The organism is Peptoclostridium sp. AF21-18 (assembly GCF_003478825.1).
In the GTDB taxonomy this organism is placed as follows: domain Bacteria; phylum Bacillota; class Clostridia; order Peptostreptococcales; family Peptostreptococcaceae; genus Peptacetobacter.
This window is the reverse complement of record NZ_QUGE01000016.1, coordinates 1-23,993: the sequence shown is the minus strand read 5'-3', so window position 1 is coordinate 23,993 and position 23,993 is coordinate 1. Positions and strand designations below refer to the sequence as shown.

Annotated in this window: 19 protein-coding genes; 15 read left to right on the top strand and 4 right to left on the bottom strand. The window is 31.7% G+C overall.

The window, feature by feature from the left end; all coding sequences use genetic code 11:
- Positions 1–30: 30 nt before the first annotated feature.
- The 3 genes from DWX74_RS07580 to DWX74_RS07570 all read left to right on the top strand — a co-directional run bounded on the left by DWX74_RS07580 (position 31) and on the right by DWX74_RS07570 (position 4,984).
- On the top strand, positions 31–1,365 hold the full coding sequence (locus tag DWX74_RS07580; RefSeq protein WP_118549436.1) for a sensor histidine kinase: 1,335 nt from the start codon (positions 31–33) through the stop codon (positions 1,363–1,365).
- Between the two features lie 140 nt (positions 1,366–1,505).
- Positions 1,506–4,085 carry an ABC transporter permease gene (locus tag DWX74_RS07575; RefSeq protein WP_118549435.1) on the top strand — a complete coding sequence of 860 codons (2,580 nt, stop codon included), beginning with the start codon at positions 1,506–1,508 and terminating at the stop codon, positions 4,083–4,085.
- Between the two features lie 224 nt (positions 4,086–4,309).
- Complete coding sequence (locus DWX74_RS07570) at positions 4,310–4,984, top strand: PPC domain-containing protein (RefSeq protein WP_118549434.1); 675 nt, start codon at positions 4,310–4,312, stop codon at positions 4,982–4,984.
- A gap of 251 nt (positions 4,985–5,235) precedes the next feature.
- Here the strand turns inward: DWX74_RS07570 and DWX74_RS07565 are convergent, their stop codons facing one another.
- The gene (locus DWX74_RS07565) at positions 5,236–5,988 is read right to left on the bottom strand and encodes a tRNA 2-thiocytidine(32) synthetase TtcA (protein ID WP_006441041.1); all 753 of its coding nucleotides are present in this window, start codon (positions 5,986–5,988) and stop codon (positions 5,236–5,238) included.
- A gap of 50 nt (positions 5,989–6,038) precedes the next feature.
- Positions 6,039–6,581 carry a shikimate kinase gene (locus tag DWX74_RS07560; RefSeq protein WP_118549433.1) on the bottom strand — a complete coding sequence of 181 codons (543 nt, stop codon included), beginning with the start codon at positions 6,579–6,581 and terminating at the stop codon, positions 6,039–6,041.
- A gap of 355 nt (positions 6,582–6,936) precedes the next feature.
- Here DWX74_RS07560 and DWX74_RS07555 point away from each other — a divergent pair, with 355 nt between their 5' ends.
- The 3 genes from DWX74_RS07555 to DWX74_RS07545 are packed head-to-tail and all read left to right on the top strand — an operon-like array spanning position 6,937 to position 10,520.
- The gene (locus DWX74_RS07555; protein WP_006441043.1) at positions 6,937–7,392 is read left to right on the top strand and encodes an S-ribosylhomocysteine lyase; all 456 of its coding nucleotides are present in this window, start codon (positions 6,937–6,939) and stop codon (positions 7,390–7,392) included.
- Between the two features lie 10 nt (positions 7,393–7,402).
- Positions 7,403–8,140 carry a vitamin B12 dependent-methionine synthase activation domain-containing protein gene (locus tag DWX74_RS07550; RefSeq protein ID WP_118549432.1) on the top strand — a complete coding sequence of 246 codons (738 nt, stop codon included), beginning with the start codon at positions 7,403–7,405 and terminating at the stop codon, positions 8,138–8,140.
- The gene (locus tag DWX74_RS07545) at positions 8,130–10,520 is read left to right on the top strand and encodes a homocysteine S-methyltransferase family protein (protein ID WP_118549431.1); all 2,391 of its coding nucleotides are present in this window, start codon (positions 8,130–8,132) and stop codon (positions 10,518–10,520) included. Before DWX74_RS07550 ends, DWX74_RS07545 begins: the two co-directional genes overlap by 11 nt.
- A 604-nt stretch (positions 10,521–11,124) precedes the next feature.
- On the opposite strand, the gene DWX74_RS07540 is transcribed toward DWX74_RS07545, so the two are convergent.
- The gene (locus DWX74_RS07540) at positions 11,125–12,354 is read right to left on the bottom strand and encodes an aminopeptidase (protein ID WP_118549430.1); all 1,230 of its coding nucleotides are present in this window, start codon (positions 12,352–12,354) and stop codon (positions 11,125–11,127) included.
- Between the two features lie 178 nt (positions 12,355–12,532).
- Between DWX74_RS07540 and DWX74_RS07535 the strand changes: the two genes are divergently transcribed.
- The 8 genes from DWX74_RS07535 to DWX74_RS07500 all read left to right on the top strand — a co-directional run bounded on the left by DWX74_RS07535 (position 12,533) and on the right by DWX74_RS07500 (position 21,870).
- The gene (locus tag DWX74_RS07535; RefSeq protein WP_118549429.1) at positions 12,533–13,411 is read left to right on the top strand and encodes a nitroreductase family protein; all 879 of its coding nucleotides are present in this window, start codon (positions 12,533–12,535) and stop codon (positions 13,409–13,411) included.
- Positions 13,412–13,786: 375 nt separating this feature from the next.
- On the top strand, positions 13,787–14,503 hold the full coding sequence (pyrF, locus tag DWX74_RS07530; RefSeq protein WP_040410715.1) for an orotidine-5'-phosphate decarboxylase: 717 nt from the start codon (positions 13,787–13,789) through the stop codon (positions 14,501–14,503).
- Between the two features lie 14 nt (positions 14,504–14,517).
- Positions 14,518–15,558 carry a glutamine-hydrolyzing carbamoyl-phosphate synthase small subunit gene (gene carA, locus DWX74_RS07525; protein ID WP_118549428.1) on the top strand — a complete coding sequence of 347 codons (1,041 nt, stop codon included), beginning with the start codon at positions 14,518–14,520 and terminating at the stop codon, positions 15,556–15,558.
- A 66-nt stretch (positions 15,559–15,624) separates the two neighbouring features.
- Positions 15,625–18,834, top strand: coding sequence for a carbamoyl-phosphate synthase large subunit (gene carB, locus DWX74_RS07520; RefSeq protein WP_118549427.1), 3,210 nt, complete (start codon positions 15,625–15,627; stop codon positions 18,832–18,834).
- 194 nt (positions 18,835–19,028) lie between these two features.
- Entirely contained in the window at positions 19,029–19,898 is an 870-nt protein-coding gene (locus DWX74_RS07515; protein WP_006441051.1) for a class I SAM-dependent methyltransferase, read from the top strand.
- A 3-nt stretch (positions 19,899–19,901) separates the two neighbouring features.
- Positions 19,902–20,582: an RluA family pseudouridine synthase gene (locus DWX74_RS07510; protein ID WP_199647614.1), complete on the top strand. Its 681-nt coding sequence runs from the start codon at positions 19,902–19,904 to the stop codon at positions 20,580–20,582.
- Between the two features lie 22 nt (positions 20,583–20,604).
- Positions 20,605–21,312, top strand: coding sequence for a UPF0489 family protein (locus DWX74_RS07505; protein ID WP_118549426.1), 708 nt, complete (start codon positions 20,605–20,607; stop codon positions 21,310–21,312).
- A 54-nt stretch (positions 21,313–21,366) separates the two neighbouring features.
- Entirely contained in the window at positions 21,367–21,870 is a 504-nt protein-coding gene (locus DWX74_RS07500; protein WP_118549425.1) for an SEC-C metal-binding domain-containing protein, read from the top strand.
- 106 nt (positions 21,871–21,976) lie between these two features.
- Here the strand turns inward: DWX74_RS07500 and DWX74_RS07495 are convergent, their stop codons facing one another.
- Complete coding sequence (locus DWX74_RS07495; RefSeq protein WP_118549424.1) at positions 21,977–22,837, bottom strand: LysR family transcriptional regulator; 861 nt, start codon at positions 22,835–22,837, stop codon at positions 21,977–21,979.
- 375 nt (positions 22,838–23,212) lie between these two features.
- Here DWX74_RS07495 and DWX74_RS07490 point away from each other — a divergent pair, with 375 nt between their 5' ends.
- Positions 23,213–23,716 carry a GNAT family N-acetyltransferase gene (locus DWX74_RS07490; protein WP_118549423.1) on the top strand — a complete coding sequence of 168 codons (504 nt, stop codon included), beginning with the start codon at positions 23,213–23,215 and terminating at the stop codon, positions 23,714–23,716.
- Positions 23,717–23,993: the final 277 nt, after the last annotated feature.

Here is a 23,993-nt window from a genome sequence, read left to right as displayed (position 1 = left end):
AAAACATAAAGTTTTCTTTGGGAGGTGAGCATGATAGAAAATATCTTTTGGATAGTATTTAATTTTGCTGATTTTATAGTTTACTATTTGATTTTAAAAATTACAATGGATTTTTGTGAAAGTAGAAATAAATCGAAAGTTTTTTCTTGGGTTAGTTTTTTTGCGATAACATTTATTACTTATCTGATTTTACATGAGGAGATTACGGCTGATAATAGATTTTTATTAAAATCAATAACATATATGATATATGCTTTTTTAAATTATTCTAGTTCAAAAGAAAAAATAGCTGCAAAAGTAATATCTTATTTTATGATTGTAGAATTAATTATAAAAAATTTAATAGATTTTATAGTTGAAGATATGAATAAATTGGTGCACAACGGAATAGTTATCATAGGAAATGATGCAATATATCCATATTTTGAAGCAAGGATTCTCTCAGTTATAATAACAATTTTCTTTGTAGTAATATACTTGTATATTTTAAATAGCAAGAAAAACAAAGAAAAAATAAGATTATCTATAATTATGATGTTTGTATTGAATATTTTAGTTATAATAGGAATTTTTAAGATGATTTCAATGATTATGCTTGATATAGGTAATTCGGTTGAATATGGTATAATTACAACATTTCTAGTTCTATTATCTAATATATGTATTATTTTAACAGTAAATAGGATTATTAAAGACTATAAGATAAAAAATGAAAATAAAATACTTAGAGAAAGTGTAGATAAAGAAGTAAAGAACTACATAGCATCGAGTAGAGAAAATCAAAAAGTTAGGGAAATGTACCACGATATAAAAAATCACATAATTTGTATAGATGAGCTATATAAATCTGGGAACTCTGAACTAGCAGGTGAGTATATACAAAAAATAGAGGGTAGTTTAAAAAAATATGAATCTGTAAGAAATGAGTTTAATACAGGTCATATAATATCGGATTCAATATTAAAGAATAAAAAGAGTATGTGTGATGAGTATGGTATAAACTTTGAGTGCAAGGTAGATTTTTCTAGGTATGATTTTTTAGATATGGCGGATTTTTGTACGATTTTATCAAATCTTTTAGATAATGCAATAGAGGCGTGTTTACACGTGGAACATAGCGATAGATATATAAAAATCAGCAATAGTATAGTAAATAATTTTAGCCTTTTAATTGTAGAAAATTCAAAGGAAAATGAGATTAAAAAAGACGGAAGTAAGATTTTGACTAGTAAAAAAGATAAGTCTATTCATGGAATAGGGATAGACAATGTAAGAAGTTGTGTAGAGAAATACAACGGAGATATGAAAATAGATTACGATGAAAGCAGCTTTAAGGTAAGAATTATGATACCGATTGCTGTTTAGACAGTAAAAACCACCATTCAAACAGATTATATTGTTTAAAAATTTCTTAGATGATAATTTAAGGGTAAGAAATGACTTTAAATTATTTGAGTAAAGGAAATTGAAAGACAATAAATAATCTGAAGAAAGGTGGTTTTTTTATGTGGTATTTTAAGGCAGGGAAATCTTATATTAAAAAATATAAAAATAGGTCTATTTCTATAGGGATAGGCATTGTTCTTGGGATAGCACTTATTGTTGGAGTGGGATCTCTTTCGTTTAGTGCAAAGGAACAAAACATCAAACAGACTGAATACGAACTGGGAAGTCATTTTGTTAGGTATAATGACTTAAACGATAATCAAGTTGACGATATTGAAAATATGAAAAATGATGGAACAGGTGATAATCCAAAAGATAATATAGGAAAGCTTGGGCTAATAACATATTACGACTCATCTACTCCTGAGAGCGATGATTTGACGAATATTGCAAGCGTAAATAGAGAATTGTTAGAACTTCAAAATACAGAGCTTGTAAAAGGTAATTTTCCTAAAAAGGCAAATGAAGTAGTTATCGAGAAGTGGGTTTTGGATAATTTAGGTGTAAAGCCTGAAATAGGTCAAAAGATAACAATAGATTTATATGGAAGAAAGAAAAAGGAAACTTTTGTAGTATCTGGAATTTTGAGTGATAGAGTTAGTGCTAAGTCGTCAGGTATTATGGAGATTTTTCTAAATCGAGATTTGAAAAAGAGCAATGAAAAAACAGATGCTTATGTGAGATTTAAGGATGATAAAAATATTGTAGAAAATATTTATAAAATTTCTGAGGATTTAAGTCTTGATGATGAGGGAATTAGTGTAAATAGGATGTTATTAGATGCAATGGGTCAGCTTGAAGAAATTGATTACAACTTAATCTATTCGGCAATTGCAGCAGCTATTGTACTTGCAATAGTTGTCTATGGGGTATTCAACATATCTATAATACAGAGAATTTCTGAGTATGGGTTGATTAGAGCAATAGGTGGAAAATTATCAGATATAGTCAAACTACTTTTGACAGAGCTTCTTTTAATTTGGCTAGTTTCCCTTCCAATAGGTGTAGCTGTTGGATATTTAGTAGCGGTATTGCTTAAAAAGGTTTCGGGAAATGTATTTACCGAAATGGCTGTGGAATTGTCGACAATTAGCGTACCTATTGAAATAATCGGATTTGCAAGTGTTGTATCTCTGTTGATAATTGTATTTATAGTAGTTCTTTTGGCTTGGAAAATAAAGAGAATTTCCCCAATTGATGAGATTAGAGGAAATATAAAAACTTTTGTGGATAAGAAAAGAAATCAAAAGATGATTAGAAAAAGAAAAAATAATAGCCTTTCTTATAGTAAAATTATCCCAATTGAGATAAAGATGGCTATGAAAAATGTACTTAGAAACAAGAGTGGGTTTGCAATTACGCTGATTTCTATGTGTCTTGGAAGTGTGATGTTTTTAGCTTCTTCATTCTACTCAGATTTGATGAAAGATCAGCAGAAGAAGCTAGAAGAGGTATCAAGGGTGAATACAGATTTTAAGATAAGTATGATTATAACAAAACCTATGTATGCAGGATATTCGATTAAGGATATAGAGGATATTAGAAGTATAAATGGTGTTGAAAATGTAGATGAAATAAGAAGTCTGTATGCTAGGATGTTTTTAAAAGAGAATCAGATTTTAGATAAAGAATATTTTAAAAAGGAAAATGAAGGTACTTATACTAAAAATGTTTTAGGTGGATTGTTAGTAGATTGTGGAAATGGGGATAAGATTTTAAAATCTGGAGTATATGGATATAATGATACTCTCCTTAAAAAATTAGATAAACATTTGGCTAAAGGAAATGTAGATTTGAAAGAGATGAACAATGAAGAAGTAGCTATTGCAATGGTTCCAAAGAACAACGGCAAATACACAGTAGGTGTAGATATTGGGGATAAATTGAAGGTTACTTTTAGAGAAGATGGTATTTCTAGCGAGGAATATTTAAAAATGACTGACACAGGTGGGAAATATATTACAAAAGAGTTTAAAATTGTGGGTATTGTAAACGAACTTGTGGATTACTCTGACTATTATGTGGATGACCGTTCTGTAAATCTAGTTTTATCAAATAAGCAGTTTGAAAAATTTTCTGGGTATAAAAATGCTCAGATTGTAAATATAGAAATGAATGACAATGCAAATAGAGAAAAGGTAGCAAAACAAATCTTGACTATAGCGAATAGAACTAGTGGAAATGTGTTTGCAGATTTAACTGAGGAAAGAATGACACTAGCTGCTATGGAAGAAAATAAGCAAATGTTTATTAATGCGATTATAGGGATATTATTCTTAATCAGTATTATAAATATAGTGAATAATATCAAATATAGCATGGTTTCAAGAAGAGCCGAGTTTGGAATAATCAGAGCTGTTGGTGCAGATAATAAGATGTTTAGAAAAATTGTGTTATCTGAAGGATTGATGTATGGATTGTATTCTGGTGTGATTTCAGTAATTGTTGCACTGATAGTATGTTGGGGAATATATAGTCCTATGGCAGAATTCTTGATTTCGCCAAAATTCTTGGTCAATCCAATTACATTTGCAGGAGTATTTTTAATGAACGTTGGATTGGGAGCATTGGTTTCTTATCTGCCTTTTGTTGAGATGAGAAATATCTCTATTGTAGAATCTATTGAGAGAACTGAATAAAAAATAAAAGCAAGAGAATAACCTATTATTTGGCTATTGCTCTTGCTTTTTTATATATAAACTATATTAATAATTTAGTTATTAAAATAAAAAACTTTAGAAAAAATTAAGAGATAGTTAAGATTAACTTAATTGAAAATAAGGATATTAGGCATTATCATATAAAGTAAGAAGAAGCACTAAATTACAAGATAATAAATTATTCTTTTGTGGAGGATTTAAATATGAGAAAAATACTTATATCAGGACTAATTATAGCAACAGCATTTTCAGCTACAGCTTGTAAAAGTAATGTAAAGTTCGATGGTGAAAGAACAGGAAATGACTCAGAGTTTATTTTAGAGTATGAAATGTTCAACGGATCTGACTCTCAGGATTTGAAGTTAAAAGAAGGAGATTATTTGGAAGTAGATGTTGTAAATGATGGTGGAACTTTGAATATGGATATAGTAAAAAAAGATGATGGAGAACCTTTATACGAAGGGGAAAATTTACGGACATCATATTTTGAAATTAAAGCACCGGAAGATGGAATATATGAGGTTACTGTAGAAGGAGAAAAAGCTGTAGGAGAAGTTACAGTAGAAAGAATAAAACGAGAAGAAGAAACTGTTTCAGATGGTTATGTTGTATTTAGTGAAGAAAATATGCCTAAAGCTGCAGTAAAAATTGTAGAAAAAGCAATGGGAATAATGGAACTAGAAAAAAATGATCAGGCTGAAATGATAATAAAGAATGGGGAAGACACAAAAGTAATAGTATACAAAAATGGAAACAGAGATGAAGCTAAAGAAATAAAAATATCTAACAAAGTAGTAAACGGCGCAGAAGGAAGATACCTAATAAAAATGAATAACCCAAAAGAAAAAGGCGGGGTTACTATAGAAAGAATAGAATAGTATTTTAGTCAGATAATATACGGAAATATATACAAATAATTAATAAAAGGACTTTTCAATATTAAAAAATGAAAAAGAGGCGGAGAAAAATACCTTGATACGACAATCTACAGACGATTTTTTCAATAGATTCGAACGGAGTTCGAATTAGATAGAAAAATCGTCGAAGCCTGGAGTAAAAGGTATTTTCTTCGCCTCTCTTCTTGAAATTATAAAAAGTCCTTTTTAATTATTTGTATATATTTACATAATTAACGACTGAAATGAACATCTTTTAGTTTCTCTTTATCCCATAAGAAACACTGTTCTGGATTGTTCATTGCTATAAACATATTCTTTTTAAAGTCAGGCATTTCATCCTGAAGTCTAGCTATAAGCTCTTTTATATACTGTCTTTTAGTATTACCATCTGCTGGGCAAGGATTCTTGACTATCTTGAAATCCATCTCTTCAGCAGTTTTCTTGATTAAATACTCCTCAACATATACCATTGGTCTGATAACTGTAAGCCCTGTTCTATCTAAGTATGATTTTGGAGAGAATGTACTCACTCTACCTTCATAGAACATAGACATAAGGAATGTTTCAAGGGCATCGTCTTTATGATGACCAAGAGCGACTTTGTTGCAGCCAAATTTTACTGCATAGTCATTTAATGCACCTCTTCTCATCTTTGCACAAAGAGAGCATGGATTTTTTTCCTGTCTAACATCGAAAACTACTTCTTTTATATCTGTAGGAATTTCGTGGAATTCTACGTCTAATTCCTTACATAACTCGTGAAGTGATGAGTTATCAGCGCCACCCATCTGAAGGCAGATTGCCATTAGTTCAAATTTTTCTGGAGAAAATCTTCTATATGTACTAAGTACATGAAGAAGTGCCATACTGTCCTTACCACCTGATAATCCAATAGCTATCTTATCTCCATCCTGTATAAGATTAAAGTCCTGAATTGCTTTTCTTGATTTACTTAAAAGATTTTGTAATGTATTTTTTGCCATTATTTCACCGTCCTCTTATTTAAAATTTAATTTATGATTTGTACTAAAAATTATTTACTTTCTATAAATGATACAGATTTTTCTATACATTCTTTTGCAACTTCATCTACAGTTTTTCCGTCAGTAGATATTGTTATATCAGCTGCATTTGAGTAGAAAGAGTCTCTTTTTTTCATTAAAGTTGAGATAAATTCAGTGTTCATATGTCCATTTAGAATAGGTCTTTCTTTTGAATTTTTTACCCTCTCAAGTACTGTATTTGGAGTAGCCGTCAATCTGATTATTATACCACTTTCCTTTAATTCTAAAACATTTTTTTCTCTAATAACGGCTCCACCACCGCAAGATATAATAACCCCACGTTTTTTAGAAATTTCTGCAACTGCCTCAGATTCTAAATCTCTGAAGTAGTTTTCTCCAAATTTATCAAAAATAGAAGGAATATCCATATTAGCTTTTTCTACTATATATGTATCAGTTTCAATTACTTCTCTATTTAACAATTTTGCAAGATGTGAAGATACAGTTGTCTTTCCGACTCCCATAAATCCAGCAAATACTATATTGTAACTTTCTAATTTTCCTTTTTCCATTTTATATCACATTCCTCGTATCGATTTTTTAATATAGCTAGTTAAATATACCATAGAATCGAAGTTAATTAAATATAATTTATTCAAATTTGGAATATAAGTGATAAACACAAATGAGATATAAAATAGAAATGTAACTTGCTTTACATTTTAGTGGATATAATATATAATAAAAATCAGTTTAATAAACTTATCAAGAATCGGGGCAGAGGGTCAGCTCGTATCCCGATACCAACCTAAATTTAAAGGTGGTCCTGCTGACATCGATAAGATAGAATGAAAAGATTGCTCTTCTTGTCGATTTGATAAGAAGAGCTTTTTAATTGTAAGATAAATTTTTTAGGAGGATTAGGAAATGGAAAAAGTAGAAAGCTTCAAACTAGATCACACAAAAGTTAAAGCACCTTATGTTAGAAAATGTTGCGTATTAGACGGTAAAAACGGAGACAAAGTTACAAAATTTGACTTAAGATTTTTACAGCCTAATGTGGAAGCATTTGGTACAGCTGCACTTCATGGATTAGAACATCTTTTAGCTACATATTTAAGAGAAACTATGGACGATATAATAGACTTATCTCCAATGGGATGCAGAACTGGTTATTATCTAATAATGTGGGGAGATGTTGAACCTGCATACGTTAAAGAAGGTTTAGAAAAAGCTCTTGAAATGGTATTAACTACAGATGAAATACCAGCTGCAACAGCAGTAGAATGCGGAAACTACAGAGATTTATCTCTATTTGGTGCAAAAGAATATGCTAAAAAAGCTTTAGATGAAGGATTCTCTTTAAATATATACGGAGAATAGGATTAAGCTATTGAGCATTGTAAAGAATTTAAAAAATACGGAGATACCTATTGAAAAAGCCGAAGTTCTTAGGTATCTCCGGTATAAAGGCCAAGAGATAGAGAGTAGTTTTTCAGAGAAGATAGATTTAGCAATTGAGCAAACTAGATCCATAATAACTCCTAGAGCGGTATACGAAAGATATCCACTTAAATTTTTTGAAGATAGAATTGAAGTAGAGGGAACAAATTTAGTTTTAAAAAGTAAAGATATTTCAAAACTTCTTAGAGGTTGCGATGAATGTATTCTCTTTGCAGCCACTATTGGAACTAAGGTAGAAATGGAAACTAGAAAAGCTGAATATGTAAACCTTGCAAAAAGTATAATAATGGACTCTGCTGCTACAACATTTGTAGAGCGGACCTGTGATTATGTTCAGGAAATAATTGAAAAAGAAGTTAAAGAAAATGGAAAATGTATAACTATGAGATATAGTCCAGGATATGGAGATTTGCCACTAGAGTGTGGAAAGGAAATTCTGAATATTCTGCAGTCTCAGAAAAAAATAGGACTTACTACAAGCAGTAGCGGACTTATGATTCCAAGAAAGTCAGTTAGTGCAATTATTGGAATATATGATTCAAGTAAAGATGATGATATTGATAAATACAATAAAGTTAAAAAAGGTAAAAAAAGTTGTTTAGAGTGCCCAAACTATAACAACTGTATATACAGAAGGGAAAGCGGGGGAGCTTGCTATGGAAATTAGAGATTATTTAAAGACAGGAAAAGTTTTAATGTTTGATGGAGCAATGGGAACTATGCTTCAGAGAAATGGACTAAAAATGGGAGAAAATCCTGAGATTTTTGCATATAAAAATCCAGATATTTTAAGAGATATACATAGACAGTATTTAGATGCTGGGACGAACACAGTTCTTACTTGTACTTTTGGATGTAATGAGTTAAAGCTTCCAGAAGGATATACTGTTGAGATGATAATAGATAACGCTGTTAAAACAGCAAGAGAGGCAATAGAAGAGTCTAGCTCAGTTAAGGAAAAATTTGTAGCATTAGATATTGGTCCAATAGGTGAGATGCTTGAGCCAATGGGGACTTTGAGCTTTGATAGAGCATATGAGATTTTTAAAAGAGAGGTTGTACGGGGTGTAAAAGCTGGAGTAGATGTTATAGTAATTGAAACTATGATGGATTTACTTGAGATAAAAGCTGCTGTCCTTGCAGCTAAGGAAAATTCTAATTTACCAGTTTTTGCAACTATGACATTTGATGAAGATGGAAGAAGTTTTACAGGATGTCTTCCAGAAAGTATGGTCTATACTATAGGTGGACTTGGAGTAGACGCAATAGGTGTAAACTGTTCACTTGGTCCTGTGCAGCTATTACCAATAGTTGAGAAGATTTGCAGTGTTGCACAAATTCCTGTTATGGTACAGGCAAATGCTGGACTTCCTTCAATGCACGATGGACAGGCTACTTATGATATAGGTCCTGATGAGTATTGGGAAGGTGTTAAGAAATTTATCGAGGCAGGAGCTAGTATAATAGGTGGATGTTGTGGTACAGATCCTTCATATATAAAGAAGATTTCTGATAATCTATCTAATGTAGAAATTGGAGATAAAAACAATGAATATGTAAGTGCGGTTTGTTCTCCATCTAAGGTTGTGAGAATTGATGAGCCTAGAGTTGTTGGAGAGAGAATAAATCCAACTGGGAGAAAAGCATTTAAAGAAGCTTTAAAATCAGGAAATACTGATTATGCAGTTAGACTTGCTATAGAGCAGGTAAATGGCGGTGCAGATATTTTAGAGATAAATACTGGACTTCCTGGAATAGATGAAAGAAAAGCTATGGTAGATATTTTAAAAGAGGTGCAGTCTGTTACAGATACACCAGTTCAGATAGATTCATCAGTTGTTGAATCTCTAGAGGCTGGGCTTAGATATTGCAATGGTAGAACAATAGTAAACTCAGTAAATGGAAAGGATGAGTCATTAGAAACTATTCTTCCCCTAGTTAAAAAATACGGAGCTTGTGTTGTAGGTCTTACTCTTGATGAGAGAGGAATTCCTGAAAAATCTGAGGAAAGAGTGGAGATTGCTAAGAAGATTATAAAAAGGGCTGAAGAATTTGGAATTAGAAGAGAGGATATTTACATAGATTGTCTATCTCTTACAGTTTCAGCTCAGCAAGAAGCAGCGTATGAGACTTTAAAAGCTATGAAAGAAGTTAAAAAACTAGGAGTGCATACAACTCTTGGGGTGTCTAATATTTCTTTTGGACTTCCAAATAGACAGGCAGTAAACTCTGCATTTTTAACTTTAGCTTTAGATGCTGGTCTTGATTTAGCCATTATAAATCCTAATAATGAAAGAATGATGGAAGCTATAACTTCATACAAGGTTATTAGAAATATAGACAAGGGATGTACAAAATTTGTTGAAAGATATAGCGATGTAGACAATAAAAAAGATGTAAAATCATCTACTAGTTCTTCAGAGATGTCTTTATTTGATCTTGTTGAAAAAGGAATTAAAGATGAGGCTAAAAGTAAAACAATAGAGATGTTAAATGATACTGATGAGAATTATATTTTAGATGAGATATTAATTCCTGCACTTGATGTTGTTGGGAAAAAATTTGAAAAAGGGGAAATATTCCTTCCACAGATGATTCAATCTGCAGAAGCTGTTAAGGCATCGCTTACTGTTATTAAAGAAAACTTAATCAGTAAGAATGGAGATAAAAAAGAAGATGTATCAAAAGGAAAGATTATCCTAGCTACAGTTGAAGGGGATATCCACGATATAGGTAAAAATATTGTAAAAATAATGCTTGAAAACTACGGATACGAAATTATCGACTTAGGAAGAGATGTTCCTGTGGATAAAGTTGTGGAAAAAGCTGTTGAAGAAAATATAAAACTTGTAGGACTTAGTGCACTTATGACTACAACTGTAAAAAGTATGGAAGAAACTATAAAAGCGCTGAAAGAAAAAATGCCTGATGTTAAGATTTTTGTCGGTGGTGCAGTACTTACAGAGGACTATGCATCTGAAATAGGAGCCGATTTTTATGCAAAAGATGCTAAGTCTGCAGTCGAAATAGCAAAAATTATATTATAAAATTAAAAAAACTGTTTAAAAATCTTCGGATTTAGTGTATACTAAGATGTATATTTTGTATATAATATAACCAAGAGAAAAGTCTCAATTATCTAAAGTAGCGAGTGGATATTTGTGATTTAGATGGAAATATTTTATCAATCTATCGTCAACAATAAAAAACACCGTATGGGATTAGCGAAACCATACGGTGTTTTTTATTTATGCTCTTAATTTAAGCAGAAAATTGCTAAATAGCGTTCAACTTATACTCGAAAAGTGAAAGAAATATTGTTTCCGTTCCAGGCTTTGGCGCAATCTTTTAACTAAAGATTTTAAAATGAAGATTGCGCCTGTAGGTTGTCACTGGAAACAATACATTCTTCCACTTATTTGTGGATAAACTGCAAAACACTACAGGGATAGTTATCCACTTATCCACATAATTAACATAGATAAATATCCACAGAATAGAAATATTTTAGAATAATCAACGGTTATAGTTTTAAAATTGGTAAAAAAGATAGGAGGAGATTGTTTCCAGCGACAATGCAACTTGATTGCCTGGAGCAGAAACAACTACTCCTATCTCTTTATTATTTTACAAGCTATAATCCTTGATTAACTAAAATGCCCAGTTTCCTTTTTTGAATATGGCAACTTCTTCTCCATTTTTAGTTATTCCTGTTATGTCCATGTCTGCAGATCCTACCATGAAATCTACGTGAGTTAAACTATCATTAACTCCTAATTTATCTAATTCTTCTTCTTTTAAGTCATTTCCATTTTCTATGCAGCTTCTGTAAGCAGAACCGATAGCTAAATGACAAGATGCATTTTCATCAAATAGAGTAGTATAGAATACAGTATTTGTGTTTGATATTGGTGAATTATAAGGAACTAATGCGACTTCACCTATGTAGTGAGAACCTTCATCAGTTTCTATAAGGTTTTTAAGAGTTTCGTATCCTTTTTCAGCTGTAAAATCTACTATTTTACCGTTTTCAAATGTTATTGTGAAATCATCTATTACATTACCGCCAAATACTAATGGTTTTGTACTAGCTACAGTACCATTTACGCCAAATTTATGAGGCATTCCGTATATTTCTTCTGTTGGTATATTTGGTACGAAAGATACGCCATTTGGATCTTTTGCATCTCCACTTAACCAAATGTGTCCCTCTGGTAAATCTATTGAAAGATTTGTTTTAGCTGATGAGTATTTTAATGTTTTGAAATCTGATTCGTTTAAGAAGTCAGTTCTCTTTTTAAGGTTTGCTATATGTTCATTCCAAGCATCTACAGGAAATTCTAAATTTGCTCTAGTACACTGGAAGATTCCTTCCCATAGTTTTTCTACTGCTTCTTCTTCAGAGCAATTTGGATATACTTTTTTAGCCCAGTTTACAGAAGGGCAAGCAACTATACTCCATTTACATCTATCTGTTAATGTATAAGATCTCCATTCTTTAAGAGCTTTTCCAGAAGCTTTCTGGAAGTTTGCTATTCTCTGAGGGTCAACCCCTTTAAGAAGGTCTGGGTCCTGAGCTACTACTGTTAAGAAAGAGCCACCTTCTTTTGCTATCTGAGTATATTTATCTGCCTGCCACTGAGGATATTCATTAAATGATTCGTCAGGAGCCATATTATATGTTAGTTTAGAGCATTCGTCGTCGCTCCATTCTACATATACATGTTTTGCACCACATTCATATGCATATTTGACAGCTTTTCTTACAAAATCAGCGCAATCTATAGGTGAGCGAACTAAAAGAGTTTCTCCAGGCTGAACATTCATTCCAACTTTTATAGATAGTTCAGCGTATTTGTCTAAATTTCTTTCAAAATTCATTTTTCTATACCTCCAACAAATTTATTTTTGTATATTTTCATTATATCATTTTGAAAATTTAAGCGATATATAAAAGAGTTATTCTTCAGTTGTGCTATATACAAAATTACGAAAAATAATTATAATGTATATGATAGAATAATTAGTTTTTTTGATTTTTTCAGGAGGAATTTTTAATATGGAATTATGTGAAGCCATTTATTATAGAAAAACAACTGAGTTCTTTTCAAATAAGAAACTCAAAGATCATTTGATAGAAGATGTTAAAAGAGCGTGCGATAATATAACATATATAGATGAAGATTTAAATATTCAAGCTCATGTTATAGATAAAGGACATCTTATTCACTTCCTTATGGGAAAGGAATGTAAGATAAAGGCACCTCATTATATAGTTGTTACATCTGATGGAGGTAAGGATCATCTTCAGAATGTTGGATACGCTATGGAAGAGGTAGTACTATTTATGACTAGCCTTGGGATAGCTACTTGTTGGATTGATTCTCATCTTACAAAAGCGGATATTTTAGACTGCTTAAAGACAGAAGAAGACGAGAGAGATTTTGTTAGAGATGAAGGTTTTGAAGTAGCTGAGATGATAAAAAATGCAGAATTAGATGAAAGTATAGGAGATCCATGTATAATAATTGCATTTGGTATGCCTATAAAATCTGAACCTTTATTTAGAACAAGATTTGCGATACCAGATAGAAAAGATATTTCTAAGATATCTAAAGGTATGAAAGGCGAATGGGAAGATGTTATGGAGCTTGTAAGACGTGCACCATCTGTTAAAAATACACAGCCTTGGTATGTACTAAGAGATAAAAAGGGAATTCATTTCTTTGAAAAAGTTCCTAAAAAGGCAGTTCTTAGAGATATGAGTAAGATAAGTATGGGAATTGCTCTAAAGCATTTTGATTTAGCTTGTAGAGAAAGAGGGATGACTGTTGTCTACAAGGATATGAATTTAAGAAATAGAATTGGTGGAAGAGAGTACTTTATATCAGCTGAACCAAGAAACTATGTTGCTGATGACTTAGATGATGAAGAGTAAAATTAGAATTTTTATAGGAATAATTACCATAAATAACATAATAATATCCAAATTAATTGGAAAACGATGTATAATATAAGAGTAATGTACTTTTCATAAAAAATAAAAACCTTAATTGAAGAAGAGGATTAATAAGTTATTGACATATAAACTCTTAAATGGTTATAATGGTATAAATACTAAAATAATTAAATTAGAAGAAATAAAAATATTTATGATAAAGTCTTTTAAGCTAGTCCAGAGAGACTGGGAAAGATATCTCATAGCGTTTTTTTGTTATGGAAAGATAAAATCCTTATGCCTCTTTTTGTGGTGTAAGGATTTTTTGTGTATTACGAGGCTTTGTTAAAACTAATGAAGAGGAGAATAATAGATATGGTTAATGGGAAAGAAAAACTGATAGTGGCGATTGACACTGACAATTTCGAAAAAGCAAAAGAAATGATAGACAAACTAGAAGATAGCGTTGATATATTCAAAGTTGGCCTAGAACAGTACGTTGCTACAAGAGGTAAAACTCTTGATTATTTAAAAGAAAAAGGGAAAAAAGTATTCCTAGATTTAAAATTCCACGATATACCAAATACTATGAAAAGTGCGGTAAAAGCAGCAGTTAGAGATAATGTTTGGCTAATGACAATACACGTTTCTGATATGGAAGGAATGAGACAGTGTGCTGAAATAGCTAAAGAAGAAGCTGAAAGATTAAATATAGAAAAACCTCTAATAGTAGGTGTAACAGTGCTTACTTCATTAAGCAACGAAGACCTTCAGGATATCGGATGCAGTATGACTGCTGAAGAATTAGTTATAAAGAGAGCAAAATTAGCTCAGAAGGCTGGAATAGACGGTGTTGTTTGTTCAGCTAGAGAAGTAGATAAGATAGTTGAAATATGTGGAGATGATTTTGTCACAGTTTGCCCTGGTATAAGACCTGCAACAGCAGAAATAGGGGATCAGAAAAGAGTAGTAACTCCTTCAGATGCAATAAGAAGAGGAGCTAAATATATAGTTGTAGGTAGACCTATAACACAGGCTGAAAATCCTAAAGAAGCAGCTGAAAGTATAGTAAGAGAAATAGAAAATGCGTAGGGGGTAAATCCAATATGAAATGCAAATTAATATTAGAAAACGGAACAGGTTTTGAAGGAAAGGCTTTTGGATACGAAAAAGAAACTGTAGGAGAGGTAGTATTCAATACTTCAATGGCAGGGTATGAAGAACTTCTTACTGACCCAACATACAGAGGACAGTTTATAGTTATGACTTATCCACTAGTAGGAAACTATGGAATAAACTTAGAGGATGTAGAATCTAATGGAGTGCATGCAAAAGCACTTATAGTTAGAAATAAATGCGATAGTCCTAACAACTTCAGATGTGAAATGGACTTAGATATGTATATGAAACAGAATAAAATAGTAGGTATAGAAGGTATAGATACTAGAGCGCTTACTAAAATGATAACAACTAACGGAACAATGAAAGCTGTTATAGCTTACGAAGATAAAGACGAAACAGAATTAAAAGAAAAATTCGCTTCTTACTGTAATAAAGATGCAGTTAAAGAGGTAACTTGCAAAGACGTTAAAAAAATAGATGGAACAGGAAGAAGAGTAGCTATATTAGATTTAGGTGTTAAAAACAGTGTTATAGAAGCGCTTAAAGCATACGGATGTGATATAACAATATTCCCAGCTACTACTCCAGCTGAAAAAATACTTAGCGTAAATCCAGACGTTGTATTATTATCAAATGGACCTGGAAATCCAGAAGATGCTGACTTTGCAGTTGAAGCAGCTAAAAAAATAGCAGGTGTTAAACCACTTGTAGGTATAGGTCTAGGACATCAGGTTATAGCTTTAGCTCTTGGTGGAAAAATAGATAAATTACCATTTGGACACAGAGGAGCAAGTGTTCCAGTTAAAAATATGGAAACAGGTAGAGTATTAATAACTACTCAGCATCACGGATTCAATGTAGCTGAAATGCCTGAAAACACAGAAGTAACTTATACAAGTCTTAACGATGGATCTATAGAAGGTTTAAAACATAAAGAACTTCCTATAATGAGTGTACAGTTTATACCAGCATTCACATCAACAGACGACAAAGAATGCGTATACGGTAAATTCCTTGCATTATAATATAGACGATTATAATAGAAACGATATAGATTAAGAAAAATAAAACGGATTAAAGGAGAGAATGTTATGCCTAAAATAGACAGTATAAAGAAAACATTAGTACTTGGGTCAGGACCTATAATAATAGGACAGGCTGCAGAGTTCGACTATTCTGGAACTCAGGCTTGTCAGGCTTTAAAAGAAGAAGGGATAGAAGTTGTATTAATAAACTCTAACCCAGCTACAATAATGACAGATAAAGAAATAGCAGACAAAATATATATAGAACCGCTTACTTTAGAATTCATAGAAAAAATAATAGAAAAAGAAAGACCAGACAGTTTACTTGCAGGAATGGGTGGACAGACAGGACTTAACTTAGCTGTTGAATTATACGAAAGTGGAATACTTGATAAGTACGGAGTTAAAGTAATAGGTACTTCTGTTGAATCTATCAAAAAAGGTGAAGATAGAGATATATTCAGAGAAGTAATGAAAGAAATAAATCAGCCAGTTATAGAAAGTGATATAGTAACTACTCTTGAAGATGGTTTAGCTTATGCAAATAAAATAGGTTACCCATTAGTAGTTAGACCAGCTTATACACTAGGAGGAACTGGTGGTGGTATAGCTGAAAACGAAGAAGAATTAAAAGAAATATTAGTTCACGGTTTACAGCTAAGCCCAGTTAGTCAGGTACTTTTAGAAAAAAGTATAAAAGGTTGGAAAGAAATAGAATACGAAGTAATGAGAGACAGCATAGGAAACAGCATAGTTATATGCAACATGGAAAATGTTGACCCTGTTGGTGTTCATACAGGAGACAGTATAGTTGTTGCTCCAACTCAGACATTAAGTGCTAAAGAATGTGCAATGCTTAAAAAAGCATCTCTTGATATATTAAATGCAGTAGAAGTTCAGGGTGGATGTAACGTACAGTTCGCACTTAACCCAGATAGCTTCGAATACGCTGTTATAGAAATAAACCCAAGAGTTTCAAGATCATCAGCACTAGCATCAAAAGCAACTGGTTATCCAATAGCAAAAGTTTCTGCTAAGATAGCTCTTGGATATACATTAGATGAAATAGAAAATGCAGTAACTAAAAAGACTAAAGCTTGCTTCGAACCAAGTGTAGACTATGTAGTTGCTAAAATACCAAAATGGCCTTTCGATAAATTTAAGAAAGCTGATAAGAGATTAGGAACTAAGATGATGGCTACTGGAGAAATAATGAGTATAGGAAGCAACTTTGAAGCAGCTATACTTAAAGGTATAAGATCTCTAGAAATAGGAAAATATTCATTAGTTCATGCACCATCAGAACAGAGATCTCTAGAAGAATTAAAAGCTAGAGTAGTTGTTCCAGATGATGAAAGATTATTCGACATAGCTGAAATGATAAGAAGAGGCTACAAAGTTGAAATGATAGAACAGATAACTAAGATGGATAAATGGTTCTTAGATAGATTCAAATGGATAGTTGAACAGGAAGAAAAATTAAAAGGTATGAAAATAGAAGACCTTACTAAAGAATATCTTCTTGAATTAAAGAAAAAAGGATTCTCTGATAAAGGTATATCTGACTTAATGAAAATAAACCCAGAACAGTTATACGAATTAAGAATGCTTTACAATATAAAACCAGCTTACAAAATGGTTGATACATGTGCAGGTGAAGTAGATGCATTATCTCCATACTACTACTCAACTTACGAAGAATATGATGAAGCTACAGTAAGCGATAAGAAAAAAGTTATAGTTCTTGGTTCTGGTCCAATAAGAATAGGACAGGGTATAGAATTCGACTACTGCTCAGTTCACTGTGTTAAATCATTAAGAAAACAGGGAATAGAAACAATAATAATAAACAACAACCCTGAAACAGTATCAACTGACTTCGATACTTCTGATAAATTATACTTCGAACCATTAACAGAAGAAGAAGTTCTTAACATAATAGAAAAAGAAAATCCAGACGGAGTTATACTTCAGTTTGGTGGACAGACTGCTATAAAACTAGCTAAATTCCTTCACGAAAAGAATATACCAATATTAGGTACTGATTTCGAAGATATAGATGCAGCTGAAGATAGAGAAAAATTCGATGAATTACTAGAAAGATTAGACATAAATAGACCAAAAGGTAGAGGTGTATGGACTGTTGAAGAAGGTCTTGAAGTTGCTCACAACTTAGGATTCCCAGTACTTGTTAGACCATCATACGTACTTGGTGGACAGGGTATGGAAATAACTTACGATGAAGCTAGATTAGTTCAGTACTTAGAAGCAGCATTCGAAAGAGATAGCAAAAACCCAGTTCTTATAGATAAATACTTAACTGGTAGAGAAATAGAAGTTGACGCTATATGCGATAAAGAAGATATATTAATACCTGGTATAATGGAACACCTTGAAAGAGCAGGGGTTCACTCTGGAGACAGTATAACAATGTACCCAAGCCAGAATATATCTGACAAAATAAAAGAAAAAATATTAGACTACACTAAAAAAATAGCTCTAGACCTAAATGTTATAGGTATGGTTAACATCCAGTTCATAGAATTCCAGAATGAATTATACATAATAGAAGTTAACCCAAGAGCAAGTAGAACTGTACCATATATATCAAAAGTTTCAGGTGTGCCAATAGTAGACCTTGCAACTAAATGTATGTTAGGTGCTAAATTAAAAGACCTTGGATACGGAACAGGAGTATACAAAACTCCAGATATAGTATCTGTTAAAGTACCAGTATTCTCAATGGCAAAACTTGCTCAGGTTGAAGTATCACTAGGGCCTGAAATGAAATCAACAGGGGAAGTTCTTGGAGTAGGTGCTAACTTAGAAGAAGCATTATACAAAGGATTCCTTGCAGCTGGTAAAGGTATAGCTGATGAAAGAGGTTGCGTACTTGCTACAATAAACAACCACGATAAAGAAGAGTTCATAGAAATAGCTAAAGATATGAAAGAACTTGGATATACTTTCATGGCTACAGAAGGAACAGCTAAAGCATTAAGAGAAAACGGAATAGAAGTTGAAACTGTAAATAGAGTAGAAGAAGCTAGACCAAATATACTTGACGCTATAAGAAATAAACAGGTAGATATGGTTATAAATACTCCTACAAAAGGTAACGACTCTAACAGAGATGGATTCAAGATAAGAAGAACTGCTATAGAATTCTCTACAGAAGTTATGACTTCTCTTGATACATTAAAAGCAATGGTAGATGTTAAGAAACAGCATATAGATAAAGATACGCTAAAAGTTTACAACATATCAGAAATATAATTTTTAATAATTGAGATAAAAAGAGCTAATCATTTTGGTTAGCTCTTTTTTATAAATTTTTATATTTATGATGTAGGATAAAGTAGTGCAAATGGTTGTATGTGTATGATATAATTAATAATTAGGTTAAAAAATGAGATGGAAAATATTTTAAGAAATATAAATTTAATTAGATAAGAGAGAAGGAGGAAAAGATGTTAATTTTAGCAGATAGTTGGAAAGATTATGAGCTTATAGACATGGGTAACGGAGAGAAGCTAGAGAGATGGGGAGATATCGTCCTTAGAAGACCAGACCCACAGGTTGTTTGGCCAATGGAAAAAGAATGGTCATTATGGAAAAATCCACACGGACACTACCACAGAAGTAATAGAGGTGGAGGTTCTTGGGAGCAGAAGAAAAAATATCCAGAAAGCTGGACAATAAACTACAAGAATTTAAAGTTCAATATAAGACCTACAGGATTTAAACACACAGGTCTTTTCCCAGAACAGGCAGCAAACTGGGATTGGATGATAGATAAAATAAAGAAAGCAAAAAGACCTATAAAGGTTTTAAATTTATTTGCATATACTGGTGGAGCAACTGTTGCTTGTGCTTCAGCTGGGGCAGAAGTTTGCCACGTTGATGCAGCAAAAGGTATGGTAAACTGGGCAAAAGATAATATAGCATTATCTGGACTTCAGAATCAGACAGTAAGATTTATAGTAGATGATGTTGTTAAATTCGTTGAAAGAGAAATAAGAAGAGGAAGAAAATACGATGCTATAATAATGGACCCACCTTCATACGGAAGAGGACCAAAAGGTGAAGTATGGAAAATAGAAGATAAGTTATACGATTTCGTTGAATTATGTATGGGTGTATTATCTGATGATCCATTATTCTTCTTAATAAACTCTTATACGACAGGATTTTCTCCAATAGTACTTGAAAACGTACTTTCTACTACTATAGGAAAGAAAGTAAAAGGTGGACAGATATACGGTGGAGAAGTTGGAATACCAGCATCTAGAGATGGTAAAATACTTCCTTGTGGTATATTTGGTAGATGGGAGAGATAGTCTTTGTCTAGTGTAAATATAAATGTACTTTATGAAGATAATCATCTTTTAGTAGTTGAAAAGCCCGTAAATATTCTTTCTCAGGGCGATAATACAAATGATAAGGATATGGTTAATTTATTAAAGGCATATCTTAAAGAGAAGTATAATAAGCCGGGAAATGTTTATTTAGGGCTAGTTCATAGACTTGATAGACCTGTTGGAGGTGCGATGGTATTTGCCAAGACTTCTAAAGCGGCATCTAGACTTTCTGAGCAGGTTAGAAATAAGACGTTTAAAAAGACTTATAGAGCGGTTATAAATGGAAAGATGAGAAAACAGAGTGATACTTTAAAGGATTATCTTTATAAGAATAAGAAAACTAATATGGTCAGTGTGGTTTCTGAAAGCCATAAGGATTCTAAGTACGCTGAGCTTAGCTACGAAACTCTAGCATTTAAGGATAAGATGAGTTTAGTTCAGATAGATTTAAAGACTGGTAGACCACATCAGATTAGAGTTCAGTTTGCTTCAAGAAACAATCCTCTTGTTGGTGATCAGAGATATGGTAAAAATAGCAAGGTAGGTCAGCAGATAGCGCTTTGGTCTTATAAGATTGAGATAGTTCATCCTGTTACTAAAGAGAAGATGGAGTTTGTCTGTGAGCCACCAAAAGAATATCCATGGAATGTTTTTGATAAGTAGTTCGAAAGGATGATTGGATAGTATGGAAAGATATAATGGATTTTTTATAGAAAAACCAGTTGGAAATAATATATTCTCCTTTGAAGAGAGGGAGAATAAGAAGATTTTTGTACCAAAGCTTATAAAAGGAGATTTGGATGATGTAAGGGAAGGTGCAGAGATTGTTTTTAATGAGATAGATGAGGATACAGAGTTTAAGGCTTATGGTATAGAAAATATGGTTAGAATGGACACTAAAGATGGAAAGAGAGTGTATATTTTTGATAATCATAACCATTCGTTCTACTTCTGGATGAAGTGCCTTAAAGAAGGTATTTTTAATAGAGGGTGTACTTTAGTACATGTGGATCAGCACAAGGATACTAGAGTTCCGCCTAATTATGATGTAGATGTAGACGATTTAGACGATGTATTTAGATATACAAATGAAGTGCTTAATGTGGGAAGCTTTATTAAGCCTGCAATGGAGCATGAAATTTTTTCAGAGCTTATAATAATGGACAGTTCTTATAGTTTGAAGGAAGAGGTAAGAGGAGAGTATGTGTTAGATATAGATTTAGATATATTCTCAAGGGATATGGATTATATACCTTTTTCTGATAGGTTTGATAGGATACAGGAGCTTATTAAAGGGGCTAATGTAATTACAATAGCTACTAGTCCGTACTTTATTGAACAAGATAAAGCTATAAAAGTATTAAAAGAACTGTTCAATTATGATATAATATAGTAGATTTGAATGAAAGTCTTTTATAAGACGAGATTATTTTAGGAGGAAATTACAATGAGTTTATATGATGCATGGAAAAACCTTAGTGAAACTCACGAAAACCAGGAAGCTGAAATAGAATTCTGGAAAGATTATTTAAACGTTGAGAGAGACATATACAGAAAAATATTAGAAGAAAAAACTGAAACTGTAGAAGGAAAAGTTGCTGATTTAGCAGCTAAATACGAAACATCTCCAGAATACTTCATGGGATTCATAGATGGAATAAGCGAAAGTTTAAAAGAAGATTTAGACCTAGATGCTATAGAAGCTGATGGAGAAGTATCTATAAAAATAGACTGGGAAAAATTATTCTACAATATGTGTGCTGTTGAAGCTGAATGGCTATACACTTTACCTGAATGGGAAGGTATACTTTCTGCTGAAACAAGAAAAGAATTACACAAAAAATACAAAAAAAGCAAAACTATAGTTAAAGAACATAAAGTTGGAAGAAATGATCCATGTCCATGTGGAAGTGGTAAAAAATACAAAAAATGCTGTGGTAAAAACGCTTAGTATTTAGAAATAGTAAAAAAGCCTCGATTTTTAATCGTGGCTTTTTTTATGAAAAATTTTTATTATAAAATATAGGATTATGGGAATGCATGTAAAAGTATATTTTTTATAAGAGATTTATAAACTCATGAACTAATGGGTTTAAGTTGTTTTTCTTATAAAAAACTCCATGAATTGCTTTTGAATCAATGTTTTTAAATTCTTTTATTATATAATCAGATTTGTGGAAAAAGTCCATTTCTGATTGAGTTGTAAATATTATATCTCTATTTAGAAAACCTGAGAAGTGAAGTAATTCTATGTCGGTTTCTGTTTTTAGTTTTTCGTAAGGGATAGTTACAAAGTTTTTTATATAGTTTTCGTATGTGTCTAGTACATGTATGTTCCTATCCGCATTTGCAAGGTCCCTAGCAGATATACTTTCTTTGTCAGCTAAATTTGATTCTGGGGGTACTGCCAAGACTAGCTTATCTTCTGATAGCGCCTTAAATAATATGTCATCATATGCAAATTCGTCAGGGCAACAGTAAGATATTATTAGGTCGCACTCTCCAGCATAAATAGATTCAAAACAACTAGTGTTATGACATCTTTTAAATGTTAGTTCTATTTCTGGAAAGTTTTGTTTGAATCCTTTTAGTATAGGCACCATAGGGATTGCCGCACTAAATCCATATAGACCAATTATAATTTTTTTGTTGATGTAGTTAGAAAAATCCCTCGCTTTTTCTACAGCTTTATCGTACTTATCTAGTATTTTAACAACATCGTTGTAAAAGACTTCCCCTTGAGGTGTTAAAGAGACGTTTTTTTTATCTCTTACAAATACGTCAAATCCAAGTTCGGATTCTAAGCTTTTTATACTATGACTTATAGCAGGTTGAGCTACAAGGCATTCACTTGCAGCTTTTGTAAAACTTTTTTGTCTAGCAGCGCTTTCAAAATAATATAATTTTTCTATTTTCATTAGTTCTCACCTTTTCTATCACTTTATTACGAAAATATTTTAACATATGTAGATAAAATAATTTTATAGATAATAACTATACCCCCGTATAGTATAATCTATACTGTTGGAATTGCAATGTATCTGAGATTATAAGATAAGAAAAATTTATGAAATAATAAAAGCATTAAATTAGATTATAAAATAAATTTATAATTATGGGTGAGTATAGAAGTTTACTGTATAATATTTTTATTTATTTTAGAAAAATTAAATGCAATTTATAGATAAATTTTGATATAATTTATTTTAATATTATTTTGGATAGTGAAGGCTAATTTTATTTATATTTATTTAGAAAAAAAGTTATTTTTTGAGGGGAGATTAAAGAGGATTATGGAATTTAGAAAATCTAAAGTTGAAGATATACCAGAAATAATGAGAATTATAAAAGAAGCGCAGGAGTATTTTAAAAGTAAGGGTATAGATCAGTGGCAGGATGGTTATCCTAATGAAGATAATTTAAAAGGAGATATTTCTGCTGATGAGAGTTATGTTATGCTAATAGATGCTGAGATAGTTGGTACAGCAGCAATTTCTTTTAGAGGAGAAAGTACATATGATAAAATTTATGAAGGAGAATGGTTAAGCGATAGAAAATATGGTGTTGTACATAGAGTTGCTGTTAGCAATGAATTTAAAGGACAGGGACTTTCTCATAAAATAATGAAATTTTCTGAGGATAAATGTAAAGAATTAGGATATAGTAGTATAAAAATAGATACTCATAAGGAGAATTTTGTGATGAGAGGATTATTAGAAAAAAATGGCTTTGAGTATTGTGGGATAATTCTTCTTGAAGATGGAGCAGAAAGAGTAGCGTATGAGAAACTTTTCTAGAAAAATAAAAAATTAAAGTAATGAGTGCTTAAAAATAATAATTATATTTTTTATTTGATAGCGTTGAAAATACTAGCATTTTTATGTTGTTTAGTTGTTGTTTAGAATAGCATTCTATAAAATTAAAATAAAAAATAGAAAAAAATTAAAAAAAGTGTTGACGTAAAATGCTAAAGATGATAATATAATACTTGTCCTTGAGAGAGGGCAAGAAAATAAAAAACAAAATGAAAGTTTTAAATGAACTTTGAAAACTGAACAGCAGATATATTTAGTT

Excerpts from the sequence above, each read along its gene's own strand:
- DWX74_RS07545 (WP_118549431.1), top strand. The coding sequence starts at position 8,130 with ATGGAAATTAGAGATTATTTAAAGACAGGAAAAGTTTTAATGTTTGAT.
- DWX74_RS07565 (WP_006441041.1), bottom strand. The coding sequence starts at position 5,988 with ATGGCAAAAAATACATTACAAAATCTTTTAAGTAAATCAAGAAAAGCA.
- DWX74_RS07495 (WP_118549424.1), bottom strand. The coding sequence starts at position 22,837 with ATGAAAATAGAAAAATTATATTATTTTGAAAGCGCTGCTAGACAAAAA.
- DWX74_RS07560 (WP_118549433.1), bottom strand. The coding sequence starts at position 6,581 with ATGGAAAAAGGAAAATTAGAAAGTTACAATATAGTATTTGCTGGATTT.
- DWX74_RS07515 (WP_006441051.1), top strand. The coding sequence starts at position 19,029 with ATGTTAATTTTAGCAGATAGTTGGAAAGATTATGAGCTTATAGACATG.
- DWX74_RS07505 (WP_118549426.1), top strand. The coding sequence starts at position 20,605 with ATGGAAAGATATAATGGATTTTTTATAGAAAAACCAGTTGGAAATAAT.
- carB (WP_118549427.1), top strand. The coding sequence starts at position 15,625 with ATGCCTAAAATAGACAGTATAAAGAAAACATTAGTACTTGGGTCAGGA.
- DWX74_RS07540 (WP_118549430.1), bottom strand. The coding sequence starts at position 12,354 with ATGAATTTTGAAAGAAATTTAGACAAATACGCTGAACTATCTATAAAA.
- DWX74_RS07500 (WP_118549425.1), top strand. The coding sequence starts at position 21,367 with ATGAGTTTATATGATGCATGGAAAAACCTTAGTGAAACTCACGAAAAC.
- DWX74_RS07535 (WP_118549429.1), top strand. The coding sequence starts at position 12,533 with ATGGAATTATGTGAAGCCATTTATTATAGAAAAACAACTGAGTTCTTT.
- pyrF (WP_040410715.1), top strand. The coding sequence starts at position 13,787 with ATGGTTAATGGGAAAGAAAAACTGATAGTGGCGATTGACACTGACAAT.
- carA (WP_118549428.1), top strand. The coding sequence starts at position 14,518 with ATGAAATGCAAATTAATATTAGAAAACGGAACAGGTTTTGAAGGAAAG.
- DWX74_RS07575 (WP_118549435.1), top strand. The coding sequence starts at position 1,506 with ATGTGGTATTTTAAGGCAGGGAAATCTTATATTAAAAAATATAAAAAT.
- DWX74_RS07490 (WP_118549423.1), top strand. The coding sequence starts at position 23,213 with ATGGAATTTAGAAAATCTAAAGTTGAAGATATACCAGAAATAATGAGA.
- DWX74_RS07555 (WP_006441043.1), top strand. The coding sequence starts at position 6,937 with ATGGAAAAAGTAGAAAGCTTCAAACTAGATCACACAAAAGTTAAAGCA.
- DWX74_RS07580 (WP_118549436.1), top strand. The coding sequence starts at position 31 with ATGATAGAAAATATCTTTTGGATAGTATTTAATTTTGCTGATTTTATA.
- DWX74_RS07570 (WP_118549434.1), top strand. The coding sequence starts at position 4,310 with ATGAGAAAAATACTTATATCAGGACTAATTATAGCAACAGCATTTTCA.